Genomic DNA, 19,974 nt, shown 5'->3' with positions numbered 1-19,974 from the left:
GATGTTCTCCCGACGCCCCACGCGATGGTGTTCGTCAGAGGGCGGTCGAACTAGTTCGACGCGCTCCCCTGAGCAGTCCACTCCCAGAAGTTCCAGACCGGACCGGTCTGGTTCGCCATGAAGGTCACGCCCGAGATGCGGTCGGTGTGCGCCTCCACGCCGGGGCTCTGGAACAGCGGCAGCCCGTAGTAGTTGTCGAACAGCAGCTTGTCGACCTTGATGTTGGCAGCCTCGACGTCGGCCGGGTCGGTCATCGTCTGGATGTCCGAGGCCAGCGTGTCGATCTCGGGCACGTTGATGCCCGTGTAGTTGCCGCCGCCGGTCGACGAGAAGATCTGCGGGATCGACGCGTTGCCGACGCCGGGAGAGATCCAACCGAAGATCGCCACGTCGTAGCCGTCGGTGGGCAGCAGGCTGCTCCACTTGGCGTCACCCTTGTCCTCGACCACGAAACCTGCCTCGGTCGCCGAAGCCTGGATGGCCTCGAACGCCGCGACGCGGTTCGGGTTGTTGATGTTGTACAGGATGCGGACGGTCGGGGTCTTCCCGGCCAGGAGCGCCTTGGCACCGGCGATGTCGACGTCGGCGTATGCGTCCGAGCCGTTCTCAGCGATCGTCTTGGCGTACGGCTCGGTCTGCGAGGTCACGTAGACCTGCGAGTTCAGCACCTCGGCGTCGGGGTTGACCGGCTTGACGACCGTGTCGACGATCTGCTGACGCGGGATGACCTTCATGAACGCCTCGCGGACCTTCGCGTCTGCGAAGTCGCCCTTGAACGAGATGTCGACGTGGTCGTACGACAGCTGGGGCCCCGTCAGGATCTGGATGCCGGGCAAGCTCTTCAGCAGCGTCAGCGTGTCGCCACCGGCCTGCGGATTGATGATGTCGACCTCGCCGTTCTGGAGGGCGGTCACCTGCGCCTGCGAGTCACCGACGAAGCGGAACACCAGGGTCGAGAACGCCGGCTTGTGCGTACCCGTGTAGTTCGGGTTGGCGACGAGCGTCATCGACTGCGTGGGCTCCCACGACTGCACGACGAACGGTCCGTTCGACAGGTACAGCGATGGGTCGGTCGGCAGCGATGTGGCGTCGAAGCCCGTGTTCCAGAAGTCGGCGACGGACTTGATCGTCGCGTTCGGCGCCGCGGCCGGGGCCTTGGCGTCACCCTTCGGGGTGTCCTGGAGCGCCTTGATGAAGTCATCGACGGTGACGCCGGCCTTCTCGGTGACGACCTTGATCGGCTGGTCGAGCAGCCAGACCAGGTTCCAGTCCACGAACGGAGTGTTGTAGACGAGGGTCAGCGTCTTCTTGTCGTCGCTGACCGTGGGGACCTGCGTGTCGTTCACGCCGACGGTCGAGCCCGCGATGGTGAAGTACTGGGTGCCGGCCGTGACCGCGCCCTCATCGTCGAAGGTGGCGTCGTCGTAGTAGCCGGAGGCGATGGCCCAGCCGAGCATCAGGTCATCCGTGGTGATGGGAGTGCCATCGGACCACTTGACGCCGTCGTTCAGGGTGTACTTGACCGTCAGCGGGTCGTCGGAGACCTTCTCCATCTTGCCGAAGCCGTCGTTGGGGACGACCTCCATCTTGTCGTTGACGTAGGCGAACGTGTCGTGGGTCGCGTAATTGACCTTCGAGTTCACGTCGAGGTTGCCCTGAGTGGTCGACGGGTTGAAGCTCGTAACCTCGTTGGTCTCCGCGAGGATGACCTGAGTGTCGACGACGGGCTTGGCGGATGTGCCGCTGCCTCCGCCGGGGCTGGAGCAGGCGGCGAGGGCGAAGGCGGTGACGCCGACTCCCGCCACGACTGCGAGGGCGCGGGTGCGCCAGGTCTTTGCAGACACTGTGTTTCCTCCTGTGCAAGGGGTGAATGCGACACGCCGAACCGGGGTGAACAGCGGGTCGCGGATATCGAAACCCTAAGTAAATGCCCAGCGATGGTCAAAACCTTCAGCGAAAACGTTACATACCCTTAACTCAACCGCGCGTGAATGTGGCAATCTGACAAGATGCCTGCGCGCGATTCCTCCAATGATGTGAGGAATCCCACGGCACCGACCAGGGTCTCCGGCTACGAGCGGACTCGACTGATCTGGGAAGTGTCGCTGGTCCTGGCGATCACGGTGGGCCGGTCGGCGCTGTACTCGGTGCTTTCACTCGTGCGCTCCAGCATCCAGGCGCTCCAGCAGGGTTCGAAACTGGCCGACCAGGGCACGACCCTCAACCCCTCACAGGACGCGGCGGCGTTCTGGGACATCCTCTATCAGCTGCTCGACGTCGGCTTCGCGCTCGCCCTGGTCGCGCTCGTGGTGTTCCTGCTGTGGGAGCCCGCCAGCAACGCGCTGCACCGCATCGGGCTCGACTTCCGGGGCTTCGGCGGCGACCTCGGGCGCGGCATCCTGCTCGCTGCCGTGATCGGGATCCCGGGACTCGGCCTCTATGTCGTCGGTCGGCTGCTGGGCGTGACGTTGAACGTCTCGGCATCGCCGTTGGATGCCGCGTGGTGGACGGTGCCGCTTCTGCTGCTGTCGGCGCTGCGAGCCGGTCTGATCGAAGAGGTCATCTTCATCGGCTACCTCTTCGATCGCCTTCGCCGATTCGGGTGGTCGTGGTGGGCGATCATCCTCTCGACGGCCGCGCTGCGCGGCGCCTACCACGCGTACCAGGGCGTCGGAGCGATCATCGGCAACTTCGTGATGGGCGTCGTCTTCGGCTGGTGCTACCGCCGCTGGGGCCGGGTGATGCCGCTCGTGATCGCCCACACGCTGCTCGACACCGTCGCCTTCGTGGGATATCCCCTCGCGGCGGCCCTGTGGCCCGGCGTCTTCGCCCCCCGGCCCTAGCCGCTCCGCTCCCCGGTCGCGCCCCGGCCCGGCCCCGTCGCCCTCCCCGTACCCCCGGCCCGGGCCCGGGCCCATCCGCGAGACCGGATAGGCGCCACGAGACAGAGTGCGTTCGTCACCCTCTCGTCTCGTCTATCCGGTTTCGCGGGTGGTGTGGGGCGGGGGCGGCGGGAAGCCCGGCGGACGTCCATCCCTGCACAGGGTGGAGTGGGTCGCGCGCCCTCCACTGATCGGCATGACCGCCGCCGCGGAGGCGAACACCGCATGAACACTTTCGGGATGAGTGACGTACTGGACATCGCGGTCGCGGATGTCAGACCTTGCCCGATTCCGTTGATCCGAGCTCGAACGATCGCTCGACCCGGCAGCCTCGTGGCACGGGGAGAGCTCGTCTCGGTCAAGTACGGCGTATACGCCCCAGCATCGGCGTGGCGTGCTCTCGCGCCATGGGATCGCTACCTCGCGCGGGTGCACGCCGCCGCGCTGACGATGCCAGGGCTCACGTTCAGTCACGAATCAGCGGCGGTGCTGCTCGGGCTGCCGGTCTTTGGTGAGCCGGGCGAGGTGCACGTGCTTCGGGATCCCGCCGCGAGTTCCGGCAGCTGGAAGGGGTTGCGCACCCACACGGCCTCGACGCCACGCCAGGTCGTGGCACTCGGTGGCATTCAGCTCACCTCGTCCGATGAGACGGCCGTCGACATCGCACGCACCCGACACTGCGCGACCGGACTCGCCGTCGTGGATGCTGCGCTCCGGGCAGACGCCGGGCTCAGCGTCGAGCAACTCGTCGCTGTGAACGCATCCCGGCAGAGCAGCCGCGGGCGTCGCCATGCGCGTTGGGCCATCCACCGCGGCGACGCTGCCGCGGACGGCGCTCTCGAGTCCGTCAGCCGAGCCGTCGTCGAATTGCTCGGGTTCCCGGAGCCTGAGCTCCAGGTACCGTTCCGCATCGACGGTCAGCGATACTGCGTCGATCACTACTGGCGCGATGCCCGAATCGTCGGAGAAGCCGACGGGCGACTCAAGTACAACGGCTCACGCGGTGATGCCGCGAAGGCCATCCACGACGAGAAGCGCCGAGAGGACAGCATCCGTCGAATCGTGAACGGATTCGCACGATGGGGATGGGATGACGTCCGCACCCCCGCGCGGCTTCGGAAGATTCTCGTCTCTGCGGGTCTGCGGCAAACCGGCCTCGGCGAGCCCGAGCCGCTCGCCACCCTCTCCGCGGCGCTGAACGGCCACGCCCCTCACACCCGCGAGACCGGATAGGTGGCACGAGACGAAGTGCATCCGTCACATTTTTGTGGCGCCTATCCGGTCTCGCGGAATGGAGATGGGAATGGGAGACGGCAGTGAGGGAGGGAGGGGACGGGGATCAGGCGAAGGCCTCGATCGGCGGGCACGCGCACACCAGGTTGCGGTCGCCGTAGGCCTGGTCGATCCGGCGCACCGGGGGCCAGTACTTCGTGCGCACCAGGGTGTGCACGGGGTAGACCGCGACCTCGCGGGAGTACGGATGCTCCCACTCGCCCTCGATGACCGAGGCCGCCGTGTGCGGGGCGTTCACGAGCGGGTTGTCGTCGGCGGGCCACTCCCCTGCGGCCACGGCGAGCGCCTCGGCCTTGATCGCGATCATCGCCTCGACGAACCGATCGAGCTCTGGGAGGTCTTCGGACTCGGTCGGCTCGACCATCAGGGTGCCGGCGACCGGGAACGACATCGTCGGGGCGTGGAAGCCGTAGTCGATGAGGCGCTTGGCCACGTCGTCGACCGTGACCCCGGTCTCTTCGCGCAGCGGCCGCAGGTCGAGGATGCACTCGTGCGCGACCAGCCCGCCCTCGCCGGTGTAGAGCACCGGGTAGTGCTCGCGCAGGCGCGCGGCGACGTAGTTGGCCGACAGCACGGCGGCCGCGGTCGCCTCGCGGAGCCCCGAAGCCCCCATCATCCGCACGTACGCCCACGAGATCGGCAGGATGCCGGCCGACCCGTGCGGCGCCGCCGAGACGGCTCCCCCGTCGAACGCGAATCCGCCGGCATGGTCGCTTCGCTGCGAGAACGGATGCCCCGGCAAGAACTGTGCGAGGTGCGCCTTGGCCGCGACCGGCCCGACGCCCGGTCCGCCGCCGCCGTGCGGGATCGCGAAGGTCTTGTGGAGGTTGAGGTGCGAGACGTCTCCGCCGAGGTCGCCGAACCGCGCGCACCCGAGGAGCGCGTTCAGGTTGGCGCCGTCGACGTACACCTGGCCACCGGCATCGTGCACGGCCTGGGTGATCGCGAGCACCTCGTGCTCGTACACGCCGTGCGTCGACGGATAGGTGATCATGAGCGCAGCGAGCTGGTCGGCGTGCTGGGCGATCTTGGCGTGCAGATCGGTCAAGTCGACGTTGCCGGCGTCATCGCACGCGACCACGACGACCTTCATTCCGGCGAGCACTGCCGATGCCGCATTCGTGCCGTGCGCAGACGACGGGATGAGGCAGACGATCCGATCCACCTCGCCGTTCGCACGGTGATAGCCGCGGATCGCGAGCAGGCCCGCGAGCTCGCCCTGCGACCCCGCGTTGGGCTGCAGCGAGACCGCGTCGTACCCGGTCATCTCGGCCAGCCACGATTCGAGCTGCTCGATCATGGCGAGGTAGCCGCGCACATCCGCCTCGGGGGCGAACGGATGCACGCGCGCGAACTCGGGCCAAGACACGGCCGCCATCTCGGTCGCCGCGTTGAGCTTCATCGTGCACGACCCGAGCGGGATCATGCCGCGATCCAGCGCGTAGTCGCGATCGGCGAGCTGCTTGAGATAGCGCATCATCGCCGTCTCGCTGTGGTGGCTGTTGAAGACGGGATGCTGGAGGTACTCGTCGTCGCGGAGCAACGCGGATGGCAGCCCGACGGCGAGCGGGGAGTGGACGAACCAGCGCTCTTCGGGCCCGCCGAACACCTGCGCCAACGCGTGCAGGTCGCTGTGCGAGGTCGTCTCATCGACCGAGATGCCCACCGAATCCGCGTCCCGCAGCCACAGCTGATAGCCGCGCTCCCGCGCGCTCGCGACGATCTCGACCGCGCGTCCGGGAACCGACACGATGATGGTGTCGAAGAATTCGTCGTGCAGCACCTCATGGCCCGCTTCGACGAGCCGATCGCGGAGCAGATGGGCGTTGACGGTGACCTCGGTCGCGATCTCGCGCAGCCCCGCAGGACCGTGGTAGACCGCGTACATGGCCGCCATCACGGCCAGCAGCACCTGCGCGGTGCAGATGTTCGACGTGGCCTTCTCGCGGCGGATGTGCTGCTCGCGGGTCTGCAGCGAGAGACGGTAGGCCGGGTGGCCGGCCGCATCCTGCGACACCCCGACGAGGCGGCCGGGCAGCTGGCGCTCGAGCCCCTGCTTCACGGCCATGTACCCGGCGTGGGGTCCGCCGAAGCCGAGCGGCACGCCGAAGCGCTGCGTCGTGCCTACGGCGACATCCGCCCCGAGCGAGCCCGGCGAGCGCAGCAGGGTGAGCGCGAGCAGGTCTGCCGCGACGACCGCGAGGCCGCCCGCTACGTGGACCGCGTCGATGATGCCGGACGGATCCCAGACGTTCCCAGACGCGCCCGGGTACTGCACGAAGACACCGAACGGTTCGACAGGCTCACCGACCGGGTTCTCGAGCAAGGCACCGCCGGCGACATCGAGCTCGACGAGCTCGATTCCCACGGCGTCGGCGCGCGTGCGCAGCAGCGCCTTGGTCTGCGGGAGCGCATCGGCATCGACGACGAACACGGGCGAGGCCGACTTCGAGGCACGGCGGGCCAGCAGCATCCCCTCGACAACGGCCGTCGACTCGTCGAGCATCGATGCGTTCGCCGTCGTCAGGCCGGTGAGGTCGGTGACCATCGTCTGGAAGTTGATGAGCGCTTCGAGCCGGCCCTGCGAGATCTCGGGCTGGTAGGGCGTGTAGGCGGTGTACCACGACGGGTTCTCGAGCACGTTCCGGGCGATCACCGAGGGGGTGAAGGTGTCGTAGTACCCGAGCCCGATCATCGGCCGCGCGGTCCGGTTCTGCGCGGCGAGGGCGCGCAGCTCGGCGAGCGCCTCGGCTTCGGTCGCGGCGGCGGGGATGCCGGTGGTCGCGCTCGGCTGGACATGGATGGATGCTGGCACCGCCGTCTGCACGAGGGCATCGACCGTGTCGTAGCCGACCGCCGCCAGCATCGTGCGCTGGGCCGCGGCATCCGTCCCGATATGACGGTCCTGGAACGTCGCGGTCATGCGCCGGTCAGCTCGAGGTAGGCCTCACGATCGAGCAACCCGCCGAGCGCGGCGACCTCGACGCGGAGCTTGATCAGCCAGCCGTCTCCGTAAGGGTCGGAGTTGATCAGCGACGGGTCATCGACCACGGCGTCGTTGACCTCGACGACCTCACCGGCGAGGGGCGCGTAGAGCTCGCCGACCGACTTCGTCGACTCGATCTCGCCGCAGACCTGGCCGGCGGCGACGCTCGACGCGGCGGCAGGCAGGTCGACGAAGACGACGTCGCCCAGCTTGTCGGCGGCGAAGTCGGTGATCCCCACGGTCGCGATATCGCCTTCGACGGCGATCCACTCGTGCTCGGCGGTGTAGGTGAGGGCGCTCAGATCGGTCATTTCTTCCTCCGGTAGAAGGGCAGGGCGGTGACGGTGGCGGGGATGCGGGTGCCGCGGACGTCGATGGACAGGACGGTGCCGAGGGTGCTCACCGAGGGGGCGACAAAGGCCATCGCGATCGGATGGCCGAGGGTCGGGCTGAGGGCGCCGCTGGTGATCTCGCCGACCGGATCATCGGTCGCTGACCCCGTCGAAGGGTCGTACACCGCATAGCCGGCACGGCCGGCCCGCTTGCCCTCGGAAACGAGACCGACCAGCACGGGGGCATCGGCATCCGGGGCCGAAGACAGGGCCTCCGCTCCGACGAAGTCGTCCTTGTCCGTCGCGACGGCGCGACCGAGGCCCGCCTGCGCGGGCACGATGTCGCGCGAGAGCTCGTGGCCGTACAGCGGCATTCCGGCCTCGAGGCGAAGGGTGTCGCGGGCGGCGAGCCCGGCCGGCACCAGTCCGAGCGGCGCGCCGGCCTCGAGCAGCGCATCCCACAGCTCGCCCGCCGCGGCGGTGGGTACCAGCAGCTCGAACCCGTCTTCGCCGGTGTAGCCGGTGCGCGCGACGAGGACCGGCACTCCCCGGAAGGAGGCCTGCGCCCACGCGTAATAGCCGAGCTCCGCAAGCGGCGGGGTCACGTCGGCGATGCCGGCCGTCGCCGCGACCACAGCCCTGGCGACCGGGCCCTGCACCGCGATCAGGGCGCTCTGGTCGCTGATGTCTTCGATGCGGGCCTGGTCGAGTCCTTCGACGTAGGCGAAGTATTGCGCGGCTTCGGCCGGAGCCTCGAGAAAGACCGCGGCGATGGGCGCGCGGCGCGCGCGCTGCGCGAAAGCTTCGGCGACAGCATCCCGATTCCCCGCGTTCGCGATGACCAGGTAGCGATCTGAGGCGATGCGGTAGACGATGACGTCGTCGACGATGCCGCCGTCATCGGCCAGCACGAGAGAGTATTTGGCTCGACCGTCCGTGATGGTCGACAGGCGCCCGGCCAGGGCGTAATCCAGGAACGCGCCGGCGTGGACGCCCGTGATGAGGAATTCCGCCATGTGCGAGATGTCGAACAGGCCGGCCGCCGCGCGCACGGCATGGTGCTCGGCGAGGTCGGAGGTGTAGCGCACCGGCATCATCCACCCGCCGAAATCGGTGAACGATGCGCCGAGCGCCTCGTGGCGTTCGCGGAGCGGGGTGTACTGGGGGTCTGGCATGAGTTCTCCCGGTCTCGTGCGGGGAGGCGTCGGATGACGCCTCTGAACTCCCCCTCTGTCGCGGGCCTGAGAGCTTCGCCGAGAATCCCGGAGGATGCTCGCGCTTTCACCGTGGGCGGACGTCGAGCTCTCGCTCGAAATCGCTTTCCAGAGCGGCCGGACACGCGCGGTACGCGGACCTGAGAGATTGGCGGGGAGGCTTGCTCCTTCGGTGCCCGTTCCCGCAGGAACGGGGCTCTCCCGCACGTGACATTCGGCCTGTGTTCAGTTGCGCGACCAGCATAGCGGCCGGGCCTGACCGAGGGTGCACTGCGGGAACCGAGGGTGCATTGCGGGTCAGGGGCGGGTGGGCGCCGTCGTGCAGACTCCGGACGACACGGCATCGACGAGGGCGGCGGCCTCCGCCACGACGGGCAGCAGTTCGGCGGGGGTGATCGCGTACCCGCGGTTGTCGTCGTTCTGGTCGCGGGCGAAGACGACCCCGGCGACCTCGCCCGCTCCGGTGAGGAGCGGGCCGCCTGAGTTGCCCGGGCGCACCACGGCGTTGAGCGCATAGATCTCACGCGGATGCGACGGACCCGCGTAGATGTCTTCCACCTCCGTCGTGCCGACCGAGAGCACCTGGGCGTTGACCGACGTGAACGGTCCGCCGAAGGGATACCCCTGCACCACGGCGGCCGACCCCGGCGTCAGCGTCGGGACGATCGGCAGTGCGGATGCGCCGAGGTCGGGCACCGCGATCACCGCGAGATCGCCCAGGGGGTCGAAGTACACCACCGTGCCCTCGCGCGCATCGCGGCCGGGAAGCTGCACGACGGGCCGCTCCACCCCTGCGACGACGTGCGCGTTGGTCACGACGCGGTCGGGGGCGACCACGAAGCCCGAACCGGTGGAGCTGGTCGCACAGGCGTACGCGACGCCGGAGATGAGGGCGACGGATGCTGCGGCCTGCGTCAGCGCAGGATCATCGAGCACGACCGGCGCGGCGGTGGGAGCGGCGTCGCCGCCGAGGAGCGCGGCTATACGGGGGATGCCGTCGTCGAGCACCGCGGCGCGCAGTTGCGCGAGGGTCGCATCGATGGGATCGGGGGTGAGCTCCTCGATCGTCTGCAGAACTCGCGATGACGCGATCGCGGAGGAGATCACCGGCGACCCGGTCGCTGCGACGCCCGCGCCGACGAGCGAGATCGCGAGAGCGGCCACGACGACGCTCGCAATGCCGCCCAGGATGCGGTCGATGACGCGTAAGGGCGCCGTCCGATCGACGCCGCTGCGGATCGCACGCCCGATCGCCGCTCCGACTCCGACGCCGATGCCGAGGAGGAGGAGCCCCGCGATCAGCACAGCGAACGGGCGGAACGATTGGGCCGGCCACGCGTCGTTGACGATCGGCATGAGCCAGAGGGCGGCGAGGCCTCCCGCGACGAGACCCAGCAGAGCTCCGAGGCTCGCGACGGCGCCGCTGGCGATGCCGGCCGCGAGCGCGGCGATCAGCAGGGCGATCAGGATGACGTCGACGATGAGCACGGCGGCCTCTCAGGATGCGGACTGCGCGCTTCAGCGTACGCAACATCCCTGTGAAGCCGGCCACAGCGCGCGGGCGTCGACCGCGGCGGTTTGTCTTTTGGTCGATGCGACTATAAGATCGTCCCCGGGAGTTAGAGTCACTATGACTGGAACACGTATGACACACAGAGGATCGCCGGTCGCTGCGGCAGTCGGCACCGACGGCGACGTGACGCGCGTCGCCGTGTCGACCGTGATCTTCAGCCTTCGCCGCGACGAAGGCGACACGTGCCCCTCCGTGGTACTCCCCCTGGTGCGCCGCACCCGCGATCCGTTCGAGGGCGATTGGGCGCTGCCGGGCGGATGGCTCGACTCTTCCGAGAGCCTGGATGCCGCAGCATCCCGCACCCTCGCCGAAACCACCGGGCTCACGCCGAGCTATCTCGAGCAGCTGTACGCGTTCGGCGACGTCGACCGCTCCCCCACCCGCGTCGTCTCGATCATCTACTGGGCGCTGCTGCGCCCAGACGAGGTGACCGCGGCCGCCGCCGAGGAGAACGTGTCGTGGTTCGACGCGGCGGCTCTGCCCCGCCTCGCGTTCGACCACAACGAGATCGTCGACTACGCGCTCTGGCGCCTACGCAACAAGGTCGGCTACAGCCGGATCGCGCACGGCCTCCTCGCCGACGAATTCACCCTCGCCGAGCTCCGCGAGGTCTACGAGGCGATCCTCGGACGCCGCCTCGATCCTGCGAACTTCCGCCGTCAGGCGGAGGGCTCGCACGCCATCACCCCCACCGAACGGTTCCGCACGGGCAGTCATCGCCCGGCACGGCTGTATCGGTACGACCAGGACGTCGAACTCGCGGACCGCGGGCCGCTCGTCGTCCGTCATTGAGCCCGAACCCGCTAGGAGACACCGAAATGGCCGCCACCTTCCTCACGATCGAGCCTCGGCCGATCGACGCTGTGATCGATCCCTCGGTCGATCACGAGATCCAGGCGATCGTCGCCGGCGCCTCCACCGCCGCGACCTGCAACACCGACCTCGCGGCGGGGCCCTGGGTGTTCGACGATCGGCCGGGCTACGGCCCCGGATCGTCGATGGGCGATGTGATCCCCACCGGTTCGCCGCGCCAGGGCGAACTGCCGGCCGAGTACCGCGCGGCATCCGCGGAGGAATTGGATGCTCGCATCATCGCCGCGAAGGCCACCCTGGGTGATCGGGTCGTCGTGCTGGGACACTTCTACCAGCGCGAGGAGGTCGTGGCGCACGCCGACTACGTGGGCGACTCGTTCCAGCTCGCGAATGCGGCCAAGGCACACCCCGAGGCGGAGGCGATCGTGTTCTGCGGCGTGCACTTCATGGCCGAGACCGCAGACCTCCTCTCCGGGCCCGATCAGGCCGTGATCCTGCCCAATCTCGCCGCCGGCTGCTCGATGGCGGATATGGCCGACATCGACCAGGTCGAAGAGGCCTGGGAGCAGCTCGCCGAGATCTACGGCGACATGGATGCCCAGGACGCCGAGGGCCTCGTGCCCGTCATCCCGGTGACCTACATGAACTCGTCGGCCGCGATAAAGGGTTTCGTCGGGCGCCACGGCGGAATCGTCTGCACCTCCTCCAACGCCCGCACGGTGCTCGAGTGGGCGTTCGAGCGCGGGCGCCGCGTGCTGTTCTTCCCCGACCAGCACCTCGGCCGCAACACCGCGAAGGCGATGGGCGTGGCGCTCGAGCAGATGCCGATGTGGAATCCGCGCAGGCCTTTCGGCGGAAACGACGTGCGCACGCTCGAAGACAGCCGCGTCATCCTGTGGCACGGCTTCTGCTCGGTGCACCGGCGGTTCAGCGTCGACCAGATCACGAAGGCGCGCGCCGACTACCCCGGCGTGCGGGTGATCGTGCACCCGGAGTGCCCGATGGACGTGGTCGACGCCGCGGACGAATCCGGGTCGACCGACTACATCCGCAAGGCGGTCGAGGCCGCGACCGAGCCCACCGTCTTCGCGATCGGCACCGAGGTCAACCTCGTGCAGCGCCTCGCGGCCGAGCATCCTCAGCACACGATCTTCTGCCTCGACCCCGTCGTCTGCCCCTGCTCGACGATGTACCGCATCCACCCCGGTTACATGGCGTGGGTGCTGGAAGGCCTGGTCGAGGGCCGGGTGCTCAACCGCATCACGGTGCCCGCTGATGTCGCCGAACCGGCACGGATCGCTCTCGAGCGGATGCTGGCGGCCAAGCCGCCGGAAGCCCCGGCCGCCGCATGGGAGAACGCCTCGTGATCGCCGCCCCCGTCCACGCGATCGTGGTGGGCAGCGGCATCGCCGGGCTCACGGTCGCCCTGCACGCCGTGCAGAAGGGATGCCGCGTCACGCTCGTGACGAAGGACGTGCTCGAGCACGCCAACACGCGGTACGCCCAGGGCGGCATCGCCGGTGTCATGTTCGACGACGACCGGGTGGAGGATCACGTGCACGACACCCTCGTCGCGGGCGCCGGACTCAGCGATCCCGCGGCGGTGCGCGTGCTCGTTGAGGAGGGCCCCACCCGGATCCGCGAGCTCATCGCGCTGGGAGTCGCGTTCGACCGCGCATCCGACGGGCAGTACGTGAAGGGCTTGGAGGCGGCGCACTCGTACCCCCGGATCCTCCACTCGGGTGGGGATGCCACGGGCACCGCGATCGAGAAGGCCCTGGTCGCCTCGCTGCGCGCGAGCGATGTGCGGGTGATCGAGCACGCGTTCCTCGTCGACCTCGTGGTGCGGGATGGTCGCGTGCGCGGCGTCGAGCTGCTCGTCGGCGACCACGCGGCGACCGCCGGTGAACCCGCTGTCACCGGCCGCCGCGAGACGGTCGACGCGGACGCCGTCGTGCTCGCCACCGGCGGCGCCGGAGAGCTCTACGCGCACACGACCAACCCCTCGGTGGCGACCGGTGACGGCATCGCCGCGGCGCTGCGCGCGGGCGCGGATGTCTCCGATCTCGAGTTCTTCCAGTTCCATCCGACGGTGCTGGCAGTGGGCGAGTCGTTCCTGGTGTCGGAGGCCGTGCGCGGCGAGGGTGCGACCCTCATCGACGAGCACGGGCGTCGATTCACGTTCGACGCCCACCCGGACGGCGAGCTCGCACCCCGCGACGTCGTCGCGCGGGCGATCGCGCACCAGATGGAGGTCCAGGACGGCCGGCCGGTCTACCTCGACGCCACGGGCCTTCGACCGACCGAGGCCGAGCGCGCCGAATTCCTCGCCCGGCGCTTTCCGACGATCGACCGCGCCGTGCGCGACCGTGGCCTGGACTGGGCGAAAGAGCCCATCCCGGTCACCCCGGCCGCGCACTACCTGATGGGCGGCGTGACGACCGATCTGCAGGGCCGCACGACGATCGCCGGCCTGTACGCGGTCGGCGAGGTCGCCCGCACGGGCGTACACGGCGCGAATCGCCTGGCCTCGAACTCGCTGCTGGAGGGCGCCGTCTTCGGGGCACGTGCCGGCGACGTGATCGCGGCGGACACAGCATCCGGAATCTGGCCCGCAGGCCCGCATCGTGTCGCCCACCCGTCGGAGGGCACCCCCGCGGCGCGCACGGACGGGCCTGCCTCGTCCGGCGATCGGCCCCCGTTCTCGCGCGGAGCGCTGCAGCAGCTCATGTGGGAGGACGCGGGCCTCGTCCGCGATGCGGACGGGCTGCGGCATGCCGCGGGCATGATCGCCGGCTGGCGCGCCGCGGCAGGGCGTGCGATCACCGAGTCGGAGTGCGAAGACGAGAATCTGCTGCTGGTCGCCGAGCACGTCGTCGCGGCGGCACTGGCGCGCACGGAGTCCGTCGGAGCGCACTACCGGCGCGACGCCTCCGGCACGGCCGCCGGCGACCGGATCGCCGCCGGGGCGGACGCAGCCGCTCCGCAGACTCACCCTTTGATCCGCGTGGCTGATCAAAGAGTGAGTCTTGACGCAACCGCAGTGTCGGTCGGAGCCGCGGGATGCTGACCCGGGCGAGCATCGACCGCGTCGTCGCGGCGGCACTCGAAGAGGACGCACCCTGGGGCGACCTTACGAGCGAGGCGCTCATCCCGGAATCCGCCGTCGCCGAAGCCGCCCTCGTGGCGCGCGAGAGCGGCGTCTTCAGCGGGGGTGAGGTGTTCGCGGCGGCGTTCCGGTTGACCGATCCCCGCGTGCAGGTCGAGCTCAGCGTGAAGGACGGCGCGTCCTTCCAGCCCGGCGAGACGCTGGCGATCGTACGAGGACCGGCGCGCTCGGTGCTCACCGGCGAGCGCATCGGCCTCAATTTCGCGCAGCGGATGTCGGGGATCGCCACGCTCACCGCCCGCTACGTCGCCGAGGTCGCCCACACGCACGCCCGGATAGTCGACACACGCAAGACGACCCCGGGGCTGCGCGCCTTCGAGCGCGCCGCCGTCGTCGACGGCGGAGGCCGCAACCACCGCTACTCGCTGTCTGACGCCGTCATGGTCAAGGACAATCATCTGGCCGTGCTCACCCAGCGCGGAATGTCGGTCACCGAAGCGCTGCAGGCCGCGATCGACCTGCTCCCCCACACCACCCACGTCGAGGTCGAAGTCGACCGCCTCGACCAGATCGAGCCGGTCCTGGCCGCCGGCATCGGCACGATCATGCTCGACAACTTCTCGCTCGACGACCTGCGGACCGGAGTCGCTCAGGTCTCCGGTCGCGCCAAGGTCGAGGCATCGGGCGGAGTGAACCTCGAGACCGTCCGCGCGATCGCCGAGACCGGCGTCGACGTGATCTCGGTCGGGGCACTCACCCACTCCGCACGCGCACTCGACCTCGGGCTCGACATCCGCATCACGGAAGCGCCGGCAGCATGAGCATCGCGCTCACGGCATGAGCATGCTGTACCTCGACAACGCCGCCACCACGCCGGTGCGGCCTGAGGTGCTCGACGCGATGATGCCGTTTCTGACGCATCGCTTCGGCAACGCCTCCAGCCACCACACGACCGGCGAGTCGGCCGCCGAGGCGCTCGATGACGCGCGTGCGCGGGTTGCTCGCGTGCTCGGGATGCGGCGAAGCGACGTCGTCTTCACCTCCGGCGGCACCGAGGCCAACAACCTGGCGGTCAAGGGGATCGCGATCGCCGCGGCACTCGGGCGCGGCGCGCGCCACGTCATCACGACCCCGATCGAGCACGAGTCTCTCCTCGAATCGGCCGCGTATCTCGCGCGCGTGCACGGATTCGACGTCACACACGTGTCCGTCGACGCGTCGGGCCGGGTCGATCCCGCCGCTGTCGCCGCCGCCGTGCGCGACGACACGGCGCTGGTCACCCTCGGCTACGCGAACAACGAGGTCGGCACGGTGCAGGAGGTCGCGGAGATCGCGGCCGCCGTCGAAGCGGCCGCGCGCGGCGTCGTCGTGCACGTGGATGCCGTGCAGGCCGCCGGGTGGCTGCCCCTGTCGATCGCGGACCTCGGGGTGGACGCGATCTCGATCGCCGGGCACAAGCTCGGCGCCCCCAAGGGCACCGGTGCACTCGGCGTCCGCGGTCGGATCCCGATCGAACCGCTGCTGCACGGCGGCGGGCAGGAGAACGGGCGCCGCAGTGGCACCGAGGATGTCGCGGGCGCCGTCGCCCTCGCCACGGCCCTGGATCTCGCCGAGGCAGAGCGAGAAGCGGATGCCGCCGCCGTCGCCGCCCTGCGCGACGCCTTCATCGGCGAGGTGCTGCGGGCCGTGCCGTCGGCTCGGCTCACCGGCGACCCGGTTCACCGTCTGCCCGGCACCGCCAGCTTCACCTTCGCGGGCACGAGCGGCGAGGCGGTGCTGCTCGAACTGGAACGCCGCGGCATCGTGTCTTCCAGCGGATCGGCGTGCGCGGCCGGCAGCGACGAGCCCTCCCACGTGCTGCTCGCGATGGGCATCTCCGCCGAGGTGGCCCAGACGGCCGTGCGGTTCACGTTCCCGCACGGATTGCGGGCACCTCTGGATGCCGTCGCGGCGGCGGTCGCAGCATCCGTCGCCGCTGTCGGGTCCTGACCCGACGGGCGACCATAGAATCGGCCGGGTGAGCACCCGACCCGCGGTCACCGTCATCGTGCCGGGATTCGACGTCGCAAACTACGCCGAGGAGGCTCTCGACTCGCTCTTGGCGCAGAGCCTGCCCGACTGGACGGCAGTGCTCGTGGACGACGCATCGACCGATGCCACGGGCGACATGTTCGAGGCGGCCGCGAAGGCAGACGCGCGTTTCCGGGTCGTGCACCATGATCGCCGGCGGGGCCTCGGGGCGGGCCGCAACAGCGGCATCGACCTCGTCGAGACGCCGTTCGTCGGGTTCCTCGACGCCGACGACCGCATGACACCACACGCCCTCGAGCGCCTCGTCGGCACGGTCGCGGCGAGCGGCAGCGACTTCGCCGTCGGCGCCTACGTGCGCCTGCGGCCCGACGCGCTCGGCGCCTACGTTCCCGGCGTCGTGCAGCCGTGGGTCGCTGCCGCGACAGACCCCGCGCGCACCGGCACGACGATCGACGCGCACCCCGAGGCATCCGCCAACATCGTCGCGTGGTCGAAGGTGAGCCGCATCGATCTGTGGCGGCGCACCGGACTGCGCTTCCCGGTCGGGAAGCTGTATGAAGACCAGGTCGTCGCCCAGCAGCTGTACACGCGGGCCCGGGCGTTCGATGTCATCCCGGACGTTGTCGTGGAATGGCGCGAGCGCGCCGACGGCAGCTCGATCACTCAGCACAAGGATGCTCTGCCCGTCCTCCACGACTACCTCGAGGCGATGGCGGGTGGCGTCGGAGTGCTGGATGCCGCGGGCCACCCCGCAGCCGCGAGCGCCCGCGTCAGGCTCATTCTGGCGATGGATGTCCCGCCCCTCGTGCGGATCGCGCACACGCACCCCGACGATGGGTATCGCCGTGCGCTCGGCGCGTTCGTGCGCGCGCTGAACGCCCGCGGCGACGCCGAGCCGACGGAGCAGGTCGCCGCAGCGCTGCTCTGGTGAGCGGAACGCCCGGCGCTCAGCGCCGCACGTCGTTCTCGAACGGAGCGGTCTCGAACGCAGCGGTATCGAACGCTCCCGTGTCGACGGGTGTGTCGGCGGCGATCGGATCCGTGGCGTCGGCCGCGGGGGCGCGGTCGCCACGTCGATCGGGGTGGTCGCTTCCCGGCAGCGACTCCTCGACCTCCAGCACGCGCGAGGTCGCCAGCTGCTGCGCGGCCAGCTCGGCGTAGAGGCCGCCCGCTTCGAGCAGCGAGGAATGCGTGCCGGACTCGATGATCCGGCCGGCCTCGACGACGTGGATGACGTCGGCGTTGATCACGGTCGAAAGCCGATGCGCGATCGACAGAGTCGTGCGGCCCCGGGCCGCGGCATCCAGGGCCTCTTGCACGACGCGCTCCGAGACGGTGTCCAAGGCGGAGGTCGCCTCGTCCAGCAGCAGCACGGGCGGGTCCTTCAGCAGCACGCGCGCGATCGCTATGCGCTGCTTCTCGCCGCCCGAGAGCCGGTACCCGCGCTCGCCGACGATCGTGTCGTAGCCCTGCTCGAAGCCGGCGATGACGTGGTGGATGTTTGCCGCCCGGCACGCCTCCTCGATCTCTTCCTGCGTCGCTTCGGGCTTGGCGTAGCGCAGGTTCTCGCCGATCGTCGCGTGGAAGAGGTAGGTCTCCTGCGACACGATGCCGACGGCGTCGATGATCGATTCGTGCGTCAGGCGGCGGACGTCCTCGCCCGCGAACATGACCGTGCCTGCGGATGCCTCGTACATGCGCGGCGTCAGGTAGATCACCGTCGTCTTGCCCGCGCCGGAGGGGCCGACGAACGCCACGTGCTGACCGGGTTCGACGCGGAACGACACGCCGTCCAGCGTCGGCCGGCTGTCGTCCGCCGCATCCGGATACCGGAACACGACGTCGCGGAACTCCACCGAGCCCTGGGGGCCAGGCGCGGCCGATGCCGGGATCGCATCGGGCGCGTCCTGGATCGCGGGGGTCAGGTCGAGGTACTCGAAGATGCGGGCGAACAGCGCGCGGGAGGTCTGGAGGTCGAGCGCCACCCGCATCAGTGCCATCAGCGGGAAGAGGAGCCGCGCCTGCACCGTGGTGAAGGCGACGATGACACCGGCGGTGATGTCGGCGCTCCCGCCGGTGATGATGAATCCCGCCACCAGGTAGATGATCGCGGGAACCGACGACATCAGCACGCCGACGATGCCGAAGAACCACTGGCCGCTCATCGTCTGACGCACCTGGAGGCGCACCTGATTGGCGGTCTCGGCCTCGTACCGCGCCTCCTCGGTGCGCTGGCGGTTGAACGACTTCGACAGCAGGATGCCCGAGACGCTCAGGGTCTCCTGGGTGATCGCGGTCAGCTCCGACAGCGATTCCTGCGTCTCGCCGGCGATCCGCGCACGTACGATGCCCACCCGCCGCTGCACGATCGCAAGGATCGGCAGCAGGATCACAGCGATGATCGTCAGGCGCCAGTCGATCAGGATCATCGCGACCAGCGACGCGATCACCGTCACGAGGTTGCCCAGGATGCTGGTGAGCGTCGAGGTGAGCACCCCCGCCACTCCCCCGACGTCGTTCTGCAGCCGAGACTGGATCACCCCGGTCTTCGTGCGGGTGAAGAAGGCGAGGTCCATGCGCTGCAGATGGGAGAACAATCGCATCCTCAGGTCGCCGGTCACCCGGTTGCCGACCGACGAGGTCAGGAACGTCTGGACGATGTTGATGCCCGACGACGCGACGAAGAGCACGATCATCAGCACGACCAGCTCGATGAGCAGTGCCATCTGCGGCCCGCCGGACGGCGGGAACAGTGCCTCGTCGAAGATCCGCTCGATCACCAGCGCGGGAACGACTCCCAGGGCGGCGCTGATCACGACGAGGAAGCCGGTGATCACGAGCGTGCCGCGGTAGGGGCGGAACAGCGAGAGGATTCGGCCCCGCAGGTCGGGGATCTTCGGCGCGGCCGCATTGGCGCGCTTCTGGACCGCCGGGTCGACCAGCCCTCCGCCGCGCCCGGCACCTCCGCGCATGCCCATGCTCATCCGGTCAGCGTAACCCCGCTCCCCTTGCTAGAGGTTCGAGACGAGGTTGATCACCGTCGCGAGGATCACCGCACCGAAGAGGTAGGCGAGCAAGGTCTGCGCGATCACGATCCGGCGCAGCTCATTGGTCTGCAGGTTGGTGTCGGCGACCTGGTAGGTCATGCCGAGGCCGACGGCGAAGTACACGAAGTCGGTGTACATCGGGGGTTCGTCCTGGTTGAAGCTCATCCCGCCTACCGGTTCGGCGTAATACACGCGCGCCACCCGCAGCATGTAGTCGAGCTGGATGAGCGCCCACGAGGCCACCACGCTGACAACCGCGATGCCGGCGAGGACGAACGATTCCGGGCGCCCCAGGCTCGACGATTCGAGCAGCACGACCGCGACTCCGCCCAGACTGGCGAGGCTGCCGAGCAGTGAGATGAGACGCGCCGTCCGTCTGCCCGGGTCTTCGCGCAGGGCGTGCGTCCGCGTCTTCTCGGCATCCATGGGCCAGACCACCACGAGGATGTAGATGTCGGTGACCAGCGCTGCCGCACCCCATCCGGCCAGGAGCCCGGCGGCCAGACCGAGGGCGCCACCGGTGGCGAATCCCGCCAGGAGCCCGCAGATGACCGCGACCAGGATGCGGCGGATCGGTTCCGGGATGGCTCGCATGATCGGATCGTTTCACGCGGATCGGGAATTGCACGCCGCCGCACGCCGTTGGCCTCGAACGAGCGGCATCGACAGGGTGACGCGATCGCCCGGAGGAGAC

General features: G+C 69.4%; 15 protein-coding genes and 1 riboswitch. Of the genes, 8 read left to right on the top strand and 7 right to left on the bottom strand.

Going from position 1 to position 19,974, the window contains the following annotated elements; genetic code table 11:
* Positions 1-50: 50 nt before the first annotated feature.
* Complete coding sequence (locus ACFE6Z_RS01105) at positions 51-1,844, bottom strand: ABC transporter family substrate-binding protein (protein WP_375383850.1); 1,794 nt, start codon at positions 1,842-1,844, stop codon at positions 51-53.
* Positions 1,845-1,991: 147 nt separating this feature from the next.
* On the opposite strand from ACFE6Z_RS01105, the gene ACFE6Z_RS01100 reads away from it, so the two are divergent.
* Both ACFE6Z_RS01100 and ACFE6Z_RS01095 read left to right on the top strand, forming a co-directional pair.
* Entirely contained in the window at positions 1,992-2,843 is an 852-nt protein-coding gene (locus ACFE6Z_RS01100) for a CPBP family intramembrane glutamic endopeptidase (protein WP_375383849.1), read from the top strand.
* A 279-nt stretch (positions 2,844-3,122) separates the two neighbouring features.
* A complete protein-coding gene (locus ACFE6Z_RS01095) occupies positions 3,123-4,115 on the top strand; it encodes a hypothetical protein (protein ID WP_375383848.1) in 993 nt (330 codons plus the stop codon).
* A gap of 106 nt (positions 4,116-4,221) precedes the next feature.
* On the opposite strand, the gene gcvP is transcribed toward ACFE6Z_RS01095, so the two are convergent.
* From gcvP to ACFE6Z_RS01075, 4 genes are all read right to left on the bottom strand, one after another.
* The gene (gcvP, locus tag ACFE6Z_RS01090) at positions 4,222-7,098 is read right to left on the bottom strand and encodes an aminomethyl-transferring glycine dehydrogenase (protein WP_375383847.1); all 2,877 of its coding nucleotides are present in this window, start codon (positions 7,096-7,098) and stop codon (positions 4,222-4,224) included.
* Positions 7,095-7,472, bottom strand: a complete 378-nt coding sequence (gene gcvH / locus ACFE6Z_RS01085; protein WP_375383846.1) for a glycine cleavage system protein GcvH — start codon at positions 7,470-7,472, stop codon at positions 7,095-7,097. Before gcvH ends, gcvP begins: the two co-directional genes overlap by 4 nt.
* On the bottom strand, positions 7,469-8,668 hold the full coding sequence (gcvT, locus tag ACFE6Z_RS01080) for a glycine cleavage system aminomethyltransferase GcvT (protein WP_375383845.1): 1,200 nt from the start codon (positions 8,666-8,668) through the stop codon (positions 7,469-7,471). The genes gcvH and gcvT overlap by 4 nt, the downstream gene beginning before the upstream one ends.
* Before the next feature lie 157 nt (positions 8,669-8,825).
* A riboswitch (glycine riboswitch) is annotated at positions 8,826-8,921 on the bottom strand.
* 83 nt (positions 8,922-9,004) lie between these two features.
* The gene (locus ACFE6Z_RS01075) at positions 9,005-10,195 is read right to left on the bottom strand and encodes a MarP family serine protease (protein WP_375383844.1); all 1,191 of its coding nucleotides are present in this window, start codon (positions 10,193-10,195) and stop codon (positions 9,005-9,007) included.
* A 223-nt stretch (positions 10,196-10,418) separates the two neighbouring features.
* On the opposite strand from ACFE6Z_RS01075, the gene ACFE6Z_RS01070 reads away from it, so the two are divergent.
* From ACFE6Z_RS01070 to ACFE6Z_RS01045, 6 genes are read left to right on the top strand one after another with little or no spacing between them, the layout of a single operon-like run.
* A complete protein-coding gene (locus ACFE6Z_RS01070) occupies positions 10,419-11,072 on the top strand; it encodes an NUDIX domain-containing protein (RefSeq protein ID WP_375384624.1) in 654 nt (217 codons plus the stop codon).
* A 26-nt stretch (positions 11,073-11,098) separates the two neighbouring features.
* Positions 11,099-12,460 (top strand): quinolinate synthase NadA, encoded by a 1,362-nt coding sequence (gene nadA, locus ACFE6Z_RS01065; protein ID WP_375383843.1) that lies wholly within the window; start codon positions 11,099-11,101, stop codon positions 12,458-12,460.
* Positions 12,457-14,163: an L-aspartate oxidase gene (nadB, locus tag ACFE6Z_RS01060; protein ID WP_375383842.1), complete on the top strand. Its 1,707-nt coding sequence runs from the start codon at positions 12,457-12,459 to the stop codon at positions 14,161-14,163. The genes nadA and nadB overlap by 4 nt, the downstream gene beginning before the upstream one ends.
* Positions 14,157-15,023 carry a carboxylating nicotinate-nucleotide diphosphorylase gene (gene nadC, locus ACFE6Z_RS01055; protein WP_375383841.1) on the top strand — a complete coding sequence of 289 codons (867 nt, stop codon included), beginning with the start codon at positions 14,157-14,159 and terminating at the stop codon, positions 15,021-15,023. Before nadB ends, nadC begins: the two co-directional genes overlap by 7 nt.
* A gap of 22 nt (positions 15,024-15,045) precedes the next feature.
* On the top strand, positions 15,046-16,191 hold the full coding sequence (locus tag ACFE6Z_RS01050; RefSeq protein WP_375384623.1) for a cysteine desulfurase family protein: 1,146 nt from the start codon (positions 15,046-15,048) through the stop codon (positions 16,189-16,191).
* Between the two features lie 28 nt (positions 16,192-16,219).
* Positions 16,220-17,164: a glycosyltransferase family 2 protein gene (locus ACFE6Z_RS01045; RefSeq protein WP_375383840.1), complete on the top strand. Its 945-nt coding sequence runs from the start codon at positions 16,220-16,222 to the stop codon at positions 17,162-17,164.
* 16 nt (positions 17,165-17,180) lie between these two features.
* Here ACFE6Z_RS01045 and ACFE6Z_RS01040 read toward each other — a convergent pair whose 3' ends face one another.
* Positions 17,181-19,211, bottom strand: coding sequence for an ABC transporter ATP-binding protein (locus tag ACFE6Z_RS01040; RefSeq protein WP_375384622.1), 2,031 nt, complete (start codon positions 19,209-19,211; stop codon positions 17,181-17,183).
* A gap of 33 nt (positions 19,212-19,244) precedes the next feature.
* A complete protein-coding gene (locus ACFE6Z_RS01035) occupies positions 19,245-19,874 on the bottom strand; it encodes a DUF1345 domain-containing protein (RefSeq protein WP_375383839.1) in 630 nt (209 codons plus the stop codon).
* Positions 19,875-19,974 lie beyond the last annotated feature (100 nt).

It is taken from the genome of uncultured Microbacterium sp., from assembly GCF_964244775.1.
In the GTDB taxonomy this organism is placed as follows: Bacteria; Actinomycetota; Actinomycetes; order Actinomycetales; family Microbacteriaceae; genus Microbacterium.
The sequence above is the reverse complement of the archived record's forward strand: the minus strand, read 5'-3'. Positions and strand labels throughout refer to the sequence as shown.

Bases quoted from the DNA above. Each gene is read 5' to 3' on its own strand.
- ACFE6Z_RS01100 (WP_375383849.1), top strand. From the start codon at position 1,992: ATGTGGCAATCTGACAAGATGCCTGCGCGCGATTCCTCCAATGATGTG.
- ACFE6Z_RS01095 (WP_375383848.1), top strand. From the start codon at position 3,123: ATGAGTGACGTACTGGACATCGCGGTCGCGGATGTCAGACCTTGCCCG.
- gcvP (WP_375383847.1), bottom strand. From the start codon at position 7,098: ATGACCGCGACGTTCCAGGACCGTCATATCGGGACGGATGCCGCGGCC.
- gcvH (WP_375383846.1), bottom strand. From the start codon at position 7,472: ATGACCGATCTGAGCGCCCTCACCTACACCGCCGAGCACGAGTGGATC.
- gcvT (WP_375383845.1), bottom strand. From the start codon at position 8,668: ATGCCAGACCCCCAGTACACCCCGCTCCGCGAACGCCACGAGGCGCTC.
- nadA (WP_375383843.1), top strand. From the start codon at position 11,099: ATGGCCGCCACCTTCCTCACGATCGAGCCTCGGCCGATCGACGCTGTG.
- nadC (WP_375383841.1), top strand. From the start codon at position 14,157: ATGCTGACCCGGGCGAGCATCGACCGCGTCGTCGCGGCGGCACTCGAA.
- ACFE6Z_RS01050 (WP_375384623.1), top strand. From the start codon at position 15,046: ATGCTGTACCTCGACAACGCCGCCACCACGCCGGTGCGGCCTGAGGTG.
- ACFE6Z_RS01040 (WP_375384622.1), bottom strand. From the start codon at position 19,211: ATGGGCATGCGCGGAGGTGCCGGGCGCGGCGGAGGGCTGGTCGACCCG.
- ACFE6Z_RS01035 (WP_375383839.1), bottom strand. From the start codon at position 19,874: ATGCGAGCCATCCCGGAACCGATCCGCCGCATCCTGGTCGCGGTCATC.